The organism is Corallococcus exercitus, assembly GCF_003611585.1.
GTDB lineage: Bacteria > Myxococcota > Myxococcia > Myxococcales > Myxococcaceae > Corallococcus > Corallococcus exercitus.
Map to the genome: position 1 here is coordinate 1 of NZ_RAVW01000302.1, position 12,170 is coordinate 12,170.

At 71.7% G+C, this 12,170-nt stretch carries 7 protein-coding genes; 2 read left to right on the top strand and 5 right to left on the bottom strand.

The window, feature by feature from the left end; translation table 11 throughout:
- The 4 genes from D7W79_RS29495 to D7W79_RS29510 all read right to left on the bottom strand — a co-directional run.
- On the bottom strand, positions 1–619 hold a 619-nt coding region (locus D7W79_RS29495; protein ID WP_208729870.1), incomplete at its 3' end, for a fatty acid desaturase family protein.
- Between the two features lie 27 nt (positions 620–646).
- Positions 647–7,264 carry a type I polyketide synthase gene (locus D7W79_RS29500; protein ID WP_120528714.1) on the bottom strand — a complete coding sequence of 2,206 codons (6,618 nt, stop codon included), beginning with the start codon at positions 7,262–7,264 and terminating at the stop codon, positions 647–649.
- A gap of 27 nt (positions 7,265–7,291) precedes the next feature.
- Positions 7,292–8,800, bottom strand: a complete 1,509-nt coding sequence (locus tag D7W79_RS29505) for an SDR family oxidoreductase (protein ID WP_120528715.1) — start codon at positions 8,798–8,800, stop codon at positions 7,292–7,294.
- 91 nt (positions 8,801–8,891) lie between these two features.
- Positions 8,892–9,446: a hypothetical protein gene (locus D7W79_RS29510; protein ID WP_120528716.1), complete on the bottom strand. Its 555-nt coding sequence runs from the start codon at positions 9,444–9,446 to the stop codon at positions 8,892–8,894.
- 148 nt (positions 9,447–9,594) lie between these two features.
- Here D7W79_RS29510 and D7W79_RS29515 point away from each other — a divergent pair, with 148 nt between their 5' ends.
- Both D7W79_RS29515 and D7W79_RS29520 read left to right on the top strand, forming a co-directional pair.
- Entirely contained in the window at positions 9,595–10,023 is a 429-nt protein-coding gene (locus D7W79_RS29515; protein ID WP_120528717.1) for a YciI family protein, read from the top strand.
- 68 nt (positions 10,024–10,091) lie between these two features.
- The gene (locus tag D7W79_RS29520) at positions 10,092–11,219 is read left to right on the top strand and encodes a serine hydrolase domain-containing protein (RefSeq protein ID WP_120528718.1); all 1,128 of its coding nucleotides are present in this window, start codon (positions 10,092–10,094) and stop codon (positions 11,217–11,219) included.
- On the opposite strand, the gene D7W79_RS29525 is transcribed toward D7W79_RS29520, so the two are convergent.
- Positions 11,201–12,170: tetratricopeptide repeat protein (locus D7W79_RS29525; protein WP_147442119.1), on the bottom strand; the 970-nt coding region annotated here is incomplete at its 5' end. The two genes, D7W79_RS29520 and D7W79_RS29525, sit on opposite strands and share 19 nt — an antisense overlap.

A 12,170-nucleotide genomic window follows, 5' to 3' on the forward strand; every position in this document is an offset into this window, starting at 1 on the left:
CGAGCAGCGTGAGCACGCGCTCCCGGGAGCGGTGCATGTGCACGTGCTGGAAGCCGGGCAGCCGGCAGTGGTGCCAGAGGAAGGCCTGGCCCTGCGCGGTGAAGAAGACGCTGAAGCTGATGAAGCTCAGCCAGTGTCCGGAGCCGGGGGACATGGCGTGGAACAGCTTCGCGAACCCCTGGGTGTGCCAGTCCGTCCTGCGCGGGAGGATGTCCGGGTCGCGGACGTGGACGTTGGCGGCGCTGTGGTGGGCCTGGACGTGCCAGGCCCTCCAGTTGCCCGGCGTCACCAGGAAGGGAGCGAAGCCCACCCAGCCCAGCAGGCTCTCCAGCCTGCGGCTGTGGAACACCGAGTGGTGCAGGGCCTCATGCGCGGCGAGCCCCACGGCGGTGACGAGCTGGCCCAGGACGAAGGCGATGAGCAGGCAGGCCCAGTGGGGCAGTGTCCAGGTGCCGAGCACCCAGATGAGCGCGGCCTCCACCGGCACGAGGCAGAGCGCCACGATGCCGCGCAGGGGTTGTCGTTCGAATGCCTCCGGCGGCAGCACGCGGCGCAGCTCCGAGCGGAGCCGCTTGGCTTCATCCGGGGGAAGGGGGAGGGAAGGAGCGGAGTCGTTCATGGCGGGTGCCTGTTCAGGGAAGGGGTTTCAGGCCATGGGGCGGGCGATGCCGCCTTCGACGAGCATCCGCAGGCGGCCCGCTTCGTCATGCGCCGCCACGGTGCCGCACTGGAGGAGCTCTCCCTCCACGCGGGGGGCGAGCGCCTTCAGCGTGAGGCGGCGGGGGGCACGGGCGTCGTGCGCCACCAGGTCCCGGTCGAACGTGGCCCGCTGGACGCCAACGGGGGCGAACACGTCGTTCGATACGCCCTCCACGTGCATCGCGCTCAAACGCAGGGCCGCGTCCAGCACGAGCGCGGGCACACCGTGCCCCGCCTGCCGGGAGACCTCCGGCAGCCCGAGCCTCGCGAAGCGCGCGTCCTGCTCCAGGCGGATCTCCTCCAGGCAGTCGAACATCTTGCGCAGCTCGATGGGGGAGCCCGTCGCGCAGTGCGGGTCATGCACGGACATTCCATGGCCCGAGGCGTGGGCGGCCTCCAGCTGCGGCGAGGTCCGCGGCGGCTCGGCGGTCAGCGTGAAGCGGGCCTCGGCGTAGACGAGGTCGCGCTCCAGCACCACGCCGGAGGCATGGACGATATCGCCCGTCAGCTTCACCTGCACGCTGTGCCGGCCCGGCGCATCGGTCAGCGGGGTGCACTCGGCGCGCAGGGACTGCTGTCCTCCCGGCTTCACGCGGATGAAGCGTGAGAACCGCACGTCCTCGATGGTGACGGTGCGCAGCTCGGGACGCGCGTCGTCCAGGGCCGCCTGGAACATCAGGTCCAGGGCCCAGGCGCCGGGCAGGGTGGGGGTGCCCCGGACGAGGTGGTCCTCCAGGCACGGGATGCTCGCCGCGTCGACCGTCAGGTCCCGCCGCGTGGGACGGGGCGGCTCCGGAGTCGGCGGCGGCGGGGCGAGCACCTCCAGGCCGTAGAAGGCGCGCTCGCTCTCGGTGAGCTGGACGTTGATGGGTTGGACGGGCTGGCCGTCCACCAGCTGGAGGAAGAGCGCTTCGCCCTCGTCGGCGCGGATGCCGCGCAGCCGGCGGCTGGCCCCGAGCACTTTGTACTCCGAGCCGCGCGTCATGCCGATGCCGTCCCACGCGAGCCAGCCCACGCTGCACCACTGCACGTCCTGGCGCGCGTCGCTGACCCAGGCGCACAGCCGGTCCAGCGCCTCGTTCGCGGCTCCGTAGTCCGCCTGTCCGTCATTGCCGATGTAGCTGAACGCGGAGGTCAGGACGTGGAACGGAACGGGGGCGGGGAGGCGGCGTGCGCACGCCTCGCGCAGGTTGCGCAGCCCCAGCAGCTTGGTGTCCAGCGTGCTCCGCAGCTCCGTGAGCCGGCGGCGGTGGAGCTTCTTGGAGACCTGCGTGCCGGCGCCGTGGACCACCAGGTCCAGCCGCCCGTGTTCGCGGAGCAGATCTTCCACGACGCGGTCCACCTCCTCGGGACGGGTGACGTCCGCGGCCCGGTAGGTCATCTGGCCAGGGAGCCGCGTGAGCCCGTCGAGCGTGGCCCGCAGCTCGCGCACGGCCAGGTGTCGCTCGAAGCGCGCTCGCAGCGCGGGCATCCGCACGGCGGGGTCGCGGGCGAGCTCGGAGGCGTAGAACTCGCGCTCCACGGCGCCCAGCTCCTCGTCGCGCGCCTGGAGCACGCGCTCGGGGGCGTCGGACGGGTCGCTGCGGCCCAGGAGGACGACCTTGCAGCCGTACCGCTTGAGCAGCGCCCCGGCGAGGACGGCCGTCACCCCGCGCCCACCGCCCGTGAGCAGGACCACCGAGCGGGAGTCGAGCGTCGTGGCGGGCCGCGCAGGGACCTCCGTGGGTTGCAGCAGCCGGACGCAGCGGACGGAGCCGTCGAAGCAGACCTCGACGGGAGCGGTGTCGTCGCTGGTGCCCAGCTCGGAGGCGACGTGGTCGAGCGCCGTGAGGAGCGGGAGCGGGGTCGTGGCGATGGCCCGGATGCCGTGCGCGGGAACCTCGCGGCCCAGGGACTTGAGCAGGCCCGCGAAGAGGCCCGTGACGGGGTGCAGCGTCCGGCGCGGACCGACACCGCCGATGCACAGGCTGGCCAGCGTCACCGTGCCCGCGGTCAGTCCCGCATAGGCACGGCGCGCGGACAGGAAGAGCAGCTCCAGCGCCTCGTGACGCAAGGCCGTGTCCGCGACCACGGAGGACTCGCCCGCCCCGGAGGCCATCCGGCAGACCGCGACGATGACCTGTGGCTCGAAGCCGAGCGCATCCAGCCCGGCCTCCGCGGTCTCCTCCCGCGTGAGGTCGATGCCATGGATCCGCGAACCCGCGTCCGAGGCACCCGCGTGAACGATGCGGAACTCGGAACCGCAGGCGTTGTGTGCCTGGGCCGCAAGCTCACGGGCCATGGCCTCGTCCTGCGCGATGAACAGCACCCGCCGGCCGCGCAGCTGTGACGCTCCGGTCGTCCGGGCCGGACGCTCGACGAGTACCGGCGCGTGGTAGCGGATGGGGGCCGAGTGGTCGAAGCCGTCGGCCGCCTCCCGCTCGGCGTGGTCGTCCAAACCTGTCCGACTGTCGGACAGGTTTCCGCCGCTCGGATGGACGGGCAGCCCCCCAGTCATCGCAGGCGCCGAAGCAGGTCCACTGGGGATCGTCTTCGGAGTTTCGCTGACCCCGGGAGTGGCGGCGCGCTTGTCCGAACCGGTCCGACTGTCGGACAGGTTTCCGCTGCTCGCAGGCCCCCCAGCCACGGCAGGCGATGCGGCGAGCCCGACGGAGACCGTGGGCGGGAGTGGGGCGATGCCGGAGAGGCCGCCCCGGTTGTCCAAACCGGTCCGACTGTCGGACCGGTTCGTCCGGTGCGCCTCCGGTGCGCCCGGCTGGGCACCGAGTCCAGGACGAAGCTGGAGCACCAGCCGTGTGCCGGTCGCCGCCTCCGGATGGAAGTGCAGCGTGGTCGCCTGTCCCTCGGCGGCGGCCCGCACCGCGCGGAGGACTTCCTGGGCCTCCCGGGCGGAGTGGGGTGGCAGCGTAACGCCAGGCCCGGAGGCCCCCTCTTCGGACATCCGCAGGTGGCACAGCGGCTTCAAGCCCCGCGCTTCCGCCTTCGCGGCCGTGGTCACCGCCAGCATCGCCATGCCTTCCTCAGGCATGGACGCGGCGGGGCCTTCTCCCGGTCGCCGCACGTGGGCGCTGCCCACGAGCACCAGCTCGAACCCACTGTCCAGCAGGGCCCGCGAGGCCCTCAGCGACGCGGCCAGCGTGTTGGCCCCCGCGTCCACCACGAAGTTCGGCCCCTTGGTGTCCAGCGCTCCCGCCACCCGCCCGGGCGTGACGTTGGGCATCATCCCCTGGAGCGTGTAGGGCCCGGAGGGCTTCAGCGCGCCCACCGCCGCATGCAGGCGGTCCACCAGCGGCAGGAGCCGTGCGGAGTCCGGTGCTCGCTGGACGTGCTCGCGCAGCCGGCGCCGCGTGGAGTCCGCGAGCACGCGCTGCGTGGCCTCCACGCCCCGGCGCGTCTTTCCCTCCAGCCCCAGGACGATGGCGGTCCCCGTCCGCAGCGGCTCAAAGGCCTCGAGCTTCTTCACCACGTCGCTCGCGACGATGAGTCCCAGGTGCTGCGTGAGGTCCATGTCCTCGGTGATGTCCGGCAACAGCCGCACGGACGCGGGCAGCCGCAGGCCCCGGGCGTCGAAGCGCGCCTCCGGGAACATCCCCTCCGCGGCCACCACCACCAGCCCTTCGCCCGCGGTGGGCACCGCCCTCACGCGCGGCGCGACCGTGCCTCCCCGGTACTCCTCCAGCACCAGGTGCGCGTTCGTGCCGCCAAAGCCGAAGCCATTCGTGGCGGCCCGGCGGGGATGCTCCCCGTTCTCCGGCCACGGCTGCTCCCGCGTGCTCACCTCGAAGTCCGGCCCGAGCGCTCGCAGCCCCGCGCCCGGACGGTCGAAGTGGGACTGCGGCGGGAAGCTCCGGTGCTCCAGGGCCTTGCACAGCTTGATGACAGAAGCCGCCCCCGCGGCCCACCCGACATGGCCAATCAACGCCTTCACGCTGGCGAGCTGGAGGCCCTTGCGCTTGCCGCCGAAGACGCGGCCAATCGACTGCAACTCGGTGGTGTCACCAGCCGGCGTGGCCGTGCCGTGCGCCTCGATGTACTGGATGGACGCCTGCTCGACGCCGGCCGCCGCGTAGCACGCCTCCATCGCGGCCACCTGCCCATCCGCGCGCGGGACGTTGGCGGAGCTGCTGCGCCCGTCGCTGGAGAGCCCCGCGCCCCGGATGACCGCGTGGACCTTCAACCCCGAGGACACGGCATCCTCCAGGCGCATCAGGCCGACCACTCCCGCGCCCTCGCCGAAGATGACGCCATCCGCGCGCTCATCGAAGGGCCGGCTCCCCGTCGCGGAGAGCCCCTTGAACTGGGAGAACAGGCAGCTGTTGCCCGGGCCCGGGGAGAACACTCCCCCCGCGAGCACCAGGTCGGCCTCGTCGCGCTCCAGCGCCTTCATCCCCAGCGCGATGGCGTAGAGCGAGGAGGCACAGGCCGCATCCAGCAGCATCGTGGACACGCCCGGACCCACGATGTCCGTCACCACCGCCTGGAGGGTGGGGTGCGGCGCGAGCTCCGCGGACGTGGCGGTGACACCCAGGGCCTCACGCATCAGCGCGGAGAACTCCAGCGCCGTCTCGCCTCGTGCACGCAGCAGGGCCTCGCCCGCCTCCAGGCACAACGCGTCGTCGTACTCGGGAGAGCCGTCCGCGGTGGAGCCGAGCAGACACTGGATCCGCCCGGGCACGCGCGGCGCCGTGGGCCGCAGGGACTCCATCGCCTGGGTGAGCGCGATCGCCAGCAGTTGCTGCTCGCGGCCATAGCGCTGGAAGCGGTCCGGTTGGATGCCCGGGGGCGGGACGAGGTCCGTGTCCAGGACCCGCCCGGTGAGCAGCGTGTACGTGCGGTCCGGAGTCACGGCCGGACCCACGAAGTCCACGACCTGGTCGGGATGGCTCAGGCCCGTGTCGACGATGCCGCTGATGCCCCGCTGGATGTTCCTCCAGTACGTCTCCGGATCCTTCGCGCCGCCCGGAAGCATGCAGCCCAAGGACACCACCGCGATGGCCGGAGCCACGGTCGCTACATCCCGAGCGACAGGCGTCGCGGCCGGAGGACTCTCGGGCAGCGCACGGTCCAGGGACGTCAGCGCCACGGACGTGTCCGCGGGGAGGATCCGCTGGACGATGCGCGTGAGCCGCCCCCCCGTGCCGCAGTCCACGAACCGGGTGCAGCCCGCGCCCACCAGCGTCTCCACCGCGCCCGGGAAGTCGAAGGGACGCACCAGGTGGGACGCGAGCGCCCCCGCCAGCTCGGACCGGCCACCTCCGTACACCCTCCGCTCGATGGGCGAATAGATGGGCCCTCGTGCCGGATGCACCGCGAGGTCCGCGAGGCTCGCGCGGAACGCGGCGACCGCGGGCGCCAGGCTCGGGTGGTGGAACGGGTACCGGCTGGAGATGAAGGTGAAGCCCTTGCCCTGCCGTTCCAGGAACGCGCGCAGCTGCTCCAGCGGCTCACGGGGCCCCGCGACCACGGTCTGCCGCGAGTGATTGCGACCCGCGACCTCCAGGCCACGAGCACCACTCTCCGCCAGGGCCCGCACGGTCTCCGGCTCCGACAGGGCGACCGCCGCGAGCGTCCCCAGGTCGTCCGGCACCGTCTGGAGCGCCCGGATGCGGCGGCACACCACCTCCGCGCCCGTGCGCAGGTCCAGCGCACCGGCCGCGGTCATCGCCGCGATCTCCCCGAAGCTGTGCCCCACGAACACGTCCGGCCGCGTGCCCTGACGCTCCATCCACCGCGCCCCCAGCACGCCGCACAGGAAGATGCCGAGCTGATCCAACAGCGGCGACGCGTCCAGCGCCCGGCCCACCTGGGCGACGTCCTCCGCCGCGAGCAGTGGCGCCACGTCGATGCCCTGCGAACGGCATGCCTCCGCCACCGCCCCCAGCTCCTCACGCAGCTCCGGCTGGAGCGCCTTCAACTGGAGGAAGAGGGCGGGCTCGAACGTGCCCTGGCCCGCGAACAGGAACGCCGTGGCGTTGGCGGACAGCGGGAGGCCCGGCTCGGGAAGGCGGACCGTGCGGGAGACCCCGCGCGGATGGGTGTCCGCCAGCAGGGTCCTCGCCAGCTCACGCACGGCTTGCGGGAACAGCGCCTGGACGCCCGCGCCTCCCTGCAAGGCGAGGTCGCGGAAGCTCTTCGCGCCCACCGGCTCATGGAGGGCCGCGAGGGATTCGAAGCTGCGCTGGAAGGACTCCGGGAAGGCGCGCAGCACGCCCTGCCGGTCCGCGCAGAGCACGGTCTGGTAGCCGCAGGCCACCGGCGTGCCGTCGCTCTTCAACGTGCGGAAGCAGAAGCGCAGGGACACCTCGCCCCGCTCCTCCAGCGACGTGAGCACCACCAGCCGGTCCCCCAGCGACGCCGGGGCGAGGTTGCGCGAATAGCCCTCGTAGGTGAGCAGCAGCACCTGGTCGAAGTCGCGCCGGAACTCGGGCACCTCGAAGGCGTGCGGGCTGAAGAGCAGGTGCTCCCGGCCGGCGCACTGGAACTTGAAGTTGGTGAGGAAGTGATGGCTCCCGTAGGCCATCGTGTCATCGAAGTGGATGTCGTACGGGACGGCGAAGAAGTCCATGGTGGTGGCTCCGGAAAGGGGAACGGATCAGGACGCGCGAGCGGCCGGCAGCAGGCCGTCCACGGTCCCGGAGAGGCCGGCGTCCACCACCCAGATGGCGCCATTCACGCGCTGGGTCTTCGGCCCCAGCAGCAGCTCGGTCACGTCCGCGACGTCGTCCGCGGTGCACAGCCGTCCGCCCGGCGTGGCGGACTCCCAGCGCGCGACGCGCTCCGGTGCGTCCGGGAACATGCCCAGCAGGTCCCCGTGCACGGGCCCCGCGGACACGCAGTTGGTGCGGATGCCCTGCGGCGCCAGCTCCGCGGCCAGGTAGCGCGTGAGCGACTCCACGCCCGCCTTCACCACGCCCTGGCAGCCCAGGTCGTGCATGTACCGCTGGGACATGGACGTGGACATGGTGACGATGCTCCCGCCCCCGCGCGCGGCCATCAGCGGACGGGCGCGCATCGCGCACTCGTAGGTGCCGGTGATGCAGGTGCGGAACGCCTTGTCCCAGTCCCGAGGCGCGATGCGGTCGAACGGACCGATGAGCCCGTTGGACGCATTGCACACGAGCAGGTCCAGCCCGCCCAGCTGCTCACGGATGGCGGAGAACATCCGCTCCAGGTGCTCCTCCTGCGCGACGGAGCCCCACAGGTGGACCGCCTTGCCGCCCGCGTCCACGATGTCACGAGCCGTCTTCTCCCCGTCCTCGCGGGAGTGGAACGAGTTCACGACCACCGTCGCCCCCGCGCGAGCGAGCCGCGTCGCGATGACCCGGCCAATGCCCTTCCCCGAACCCGTGACGAGCGCGACCTTCCCCGCGAAGGGCTGCTCCGTGCGCGACGGCATCGGCGCGGCGTGGACGGGGGCGCGAGGCTTGACCTCCGGAACGGACGGCGTGGACGGCATGGACGGCAACAGCGCGCGGGCCGCGTCGGCGATGGCGGCCATCGTGCGCAGGCGCTGCGAGGGCTTCGGCGCGTCACCCAGCCCCAGCTCCTTCATGAGCACGGCCATCACCTCCGCCTGCTTCACGGAGTCGATGCCCAGCTCGTCCTCCAGGTCCGCGTGCGGCGTGAGCAGGTCCTCCGGGTAGCGCGTCACGCGCGCGAACACGGCGCGCACGCGCGGCAGGAGGTCCGGGGCGCTGTTGCCCGCCTTCGCTTCCATCGCGGCGGGCACGGTCGCGACGGGCACCACCGGGGACTGTGCGGGCACGGTCGCGACAGGCGTCACCTGCGGCTGCGCGGGCGCGACGTGCAGCGACGGCTTCTGTGCCGTGCCCAGCGCCTCCGCCACCGCCCCGGCGATGGCGCCGAGCGTGCGCGCCTTCCCGCTGCGCGGCAGCCGGTCCGGCGGCAGGTGGAACTCGCGCGCGATGACGGCGGCGATCTCCGCGAGCTTCACGGAGTCGATGCCCAGCTCATCCTCGAGCTGCGCGTGCTCCGTCAGGATGTCGAGCGGATAGCGGGTGACGGACGCAGCGCACTGGCGCACCTGCTCGAGGATGTTGGAGGACGCGGTGACGCTCTGCTGCGATGACTGTGCGGACATGATGGCCCCTGCCGGTTCAATGCGTGACGGGGCGCAATGTGCAGGTGGGGTCTGACACGCATCGCGACGTGACAAACACAGCGCACAGCAATCATAGATACGGCGAAGAAGCCTCGTGCGCGGGAATACGCGCGTCCTGTTCGCGTGCCGCGCGAGCACGCGTCCATCCGAGCCACAGGGGAATGAACAGCGAGGGCAGCGTGAGCAGGTCCGTGATGTCCACCGTGTGCTGCGTGGGCCGGACCGGAGGAATGCGCACACCCGCGAGCCAGGCCCGCAGCGCGAAGAAGGGCCACTGCAGAGCGCCCAGCGCCCATCGCCACGCATTCCCCGCGTCCGGTGAAAGCTTCGTGGCGGCGAAGCACAGCCCCGTCAGCACGACCGCGCCCACGAGCACCGCGAACGACGGGCGGAACTCCCGCGCTCGGAGGCGGGACGCCTGCTCCCACAGCGCCTGGAGGAGCAGCGGGAACATCGCGAGCCCGGCGATGTCGGAAAGCTTCCCCGTCCACCACGACGGCCAGCGCGCCTTGAACACGTGGTCGTTCAGGACGAGCAGCAACACCGACACCAGCACCCAAGGGTGCAGCAGGCCACTGCCCGGAAAGGGCTTCGTCGTCCCGGTGGAGGTCACGCCCGCGCGCATGGGGGCACTGTCACACTCGCGCCCGGGACATGGGAAGTCCCGTGATTGCGAGGGTTTGGCAGGCGCGGCGGGAAAATAAAAAGGCCGTGTCGATTTTCCCCGGCCCCATTCGTTGCCTGGGGGAAGGCAGCCTCCAGGAGCCACGACGATGCGATTCATGATCATCCGCAGGGCGGACAAGGACACCGAAGCCGGCGTGCTTCCGGACGAGAAGCTGCTGGCCGCGATGACCGCCTACAACGAGGAGATGGTGAAGGCGGGCGTGATGCTCCAGGGAGAAGGGCTCCAGCCCACCAGCAAGGGCGCGCGCGTGAAGTTCACGAACGGCAAGCCGGCCATCATCGACGGTCCCTTCACGGAGACGAAGGAGCTCATCGCCGGCTTCAGCATCATCCAGGTGAAGTCGCGGGAGGAGGCCCTGGAGTGGCTCAAGCGCTGGCCCGCCATCGACGGAGGCGGCAACGTGGAGCTGGAGCTGCGGCAGATCTTCGAGGCCGAGGACTTCGGCGCCGAGTTCACGCCCGAGCTGCGCGCACAGGAAGAGCGCATGCGCGAGCTGGCCGCGAAGAACCGTTAGTCACCGTGCCGCCTCCCCGTGACATACGCTGCCGCGCTTCCAGGGCCGGTGTGAAAGCGGGTGAAGCGATGTTCCAGCGAGTGGCGCTGCTGCTGGTCGTGTGTCTCACGTCGTGCGGAGGGAAGCGGGTGGCCACGGGGCCAGGCTCGCCGCCGGACCGGCTCGACGACGGCTGGGCCGTGGCCTCCTTCGAGGACGCGGGCGTCCAGCGTCCCTGGTTCGACGCGCTGGAGCACGACGTGTCCGAGGGCACGGTGGAGGTTCCGGACGCGGTGCTCGTCGCGCGCGGAGGCCAGCTCCTCTACGAGCGCTACTGGAACGGTTTCACGCGGGAGGAGGCGCACGACCTGCGGTCCGCCACCAAGAGCGTCACGTCGCTGCTGGTGGGCATGGCGCACGAGCGCGGCCTGCTGCCGGACCTGGACGCGCCCGTGCTGCCGCTCTTGCCGCACCTGGCCCCGGTGCGGAACCCGGATCCGCGCAAGGAGCGCATCACGGTGCGGCACCTGCTCCAGATGCGCTCGGGGCTCTCGTGCGACGACTGGGACCCGAAGTCACCCGGCAACGAAGAGCGGATGTACGACACGGACGACTGGGTCCGCTTCATCGTGGACGTGCCCATGCGGGACGAACCCGGCACCGTGACGCGCTACTGCACGGGCGGCGTGGTGCTGCTGGGCGCGGTGCTGGAGCACGTCAGCGGCCGGAGCGTCGCGGACCTGTCGCGCGAGTGGCTGTTCGCGCCGATGCAGGTCCAGGACGTCACCTGGCAGCGCGCGGGCAAGCAGGGCACCGACACGGGCGGCCACCTGCGCCTGCGTCCGCGCGACTTCCTCAAGGTGGGGCAGCTGATGCTCGACGGCGTGTGGCAGGGTGAGCGCCTGACTTCCGAGGCGTGGGTGGCGGAGTCCGGCAAGGCGCTGGGACCGCTGGGCGACGCGGGCTACGGGCTCCTGTGGTGGACCGCCCGCTTCGTCATCAACGGCACCCCGGTGGAGGTGTTCTTCGCGCGGGGCAACGGGGGCCAGTACGTCTTCGTCGCGCCCTCGCTGGACCTCACCGCGGCCTTCACCGGCAGCCACTATAATGATGAGGCCGGGTCGGCCCTGCCGCTGGTCCTGTTCGGACAGTACGTGCTGCCCGCGGCGCTCGGGATGGAGCGGCCAGGGGCGCGGGGTTACCGGGAGGCGCAGTAGCTCCGGGTTCCCCCTTCGCAGGCTCTCTGTTTCAGGGCCTTGGCGCGCTCGACGTCCCGCTCCACTCCACGGCCCTTCATATAGAGGTCGCCAAGCCTGCCGCAGGACCCGGCGTCTCCCGAGTCACAGAGGGGGGCGAGCAGCGTGGCGGCCCGGGGAGCGTCGGCCTGGATCCCGACGCCGTCCAGGAGCACCTCCGCGAGGGTGAGGCATCCTTCCGGCAGCTTGAGCGCGCAGGACTTCTCGAACAGCGCGGCCGCCTTCGTCTTGTCGTGCTTCACGACGTGGGAGGCTCCGTCGTAGGCCATGCCCAGTTCGAAGCAGGCCCGGCCGTGGCCCCCATCACAGCCCTGCTGCTTCAGGAGGTGGGCGCGCTGGTCGTCCTGCTTCACGCCACGGCCCAGGGCGTAGAGGCCGGAGAGCTCGAAGCAACCGGCGGCCGCCCCTTCCGTGCAGGCGCGCTCGAGGAGCTTCACGCCGCCGGCCAGATCCGGCTCTCCCCCGTGGCCCCCGAGCTTCAGGACGCCCAGGGTGGCGCAGCCGGAGGCGCTGCCGCCATCGCAGGCCTTCTGGGCGAACTCGGCCGCGCGCTCGTCGTTCCTGTCGGCGCCGGTGTCTTCGAAATAAAGCGTCGCGACCAGGGCGCAGCTGGGGGCGTGGGAAAGCTCGCAGCCCTTCTTGCCAAACTCCCGGGCCTTGCGGCTGTCGTGGAGCTTTCCGCCCACCTCCGCTGAAAGCGTCGCCACGCGGAAGCACGCCTCCGCGTGGTGTCCCTTGTTGCAGGCGCGCGCGTACAGCTCGGCCGGGCGGGTGAAGCTCTTCTGGGGGCTGGTATCCAGCTCCGCCTTCCGGGCCTCCTCGAAGCATGCCGAGGGGTCGTCCCTGCAAGTCGGGGCGGCCGGTGCCGGTGCCTGTGTCTCATACACATCTCCGAGGCCACAAGACATGCGC

Bases quoted from the DNA above. Each gene is read 5' to 3' on its own strand.
- D7W79_RS29500 (WP_120528714.1), bottom strand. From the start codon at position 7,264: ATGGACTTCTTCGCCGTCCCGTACGACATCCACTTCGATGACACGATG.
- D7W79_RS29505 (WP_120528715.1), bottom strand. From the start codon at position 8,800: ATGTCCGCACAGTCATCGCAGCAGAGCGTCACCGCGTCCTCCAACATC.
- D7W79_RS29510 (WP_120528716.1), bottom strand. From the start codon at position 9,446: ATGCGCGCGGGCGTGACCTCCACCGGGACGACGAAGCCCTTTCCGGGC.
- D7W79_RS29515 (WP_120528717.1), top strand. From the start codon at position 9,595: ATGCGATTCATGATCATCCGCAGGGCGGACAAGGACACCGAAGCCGGC.
- D7W79_RS29520 (WP_120528718.1), top strand. From the start codon at position 10,092: ATGTTCCAGCGAGTGGCGCTGCTGCTGGTCGTGTGTCTCACGTCGTGC.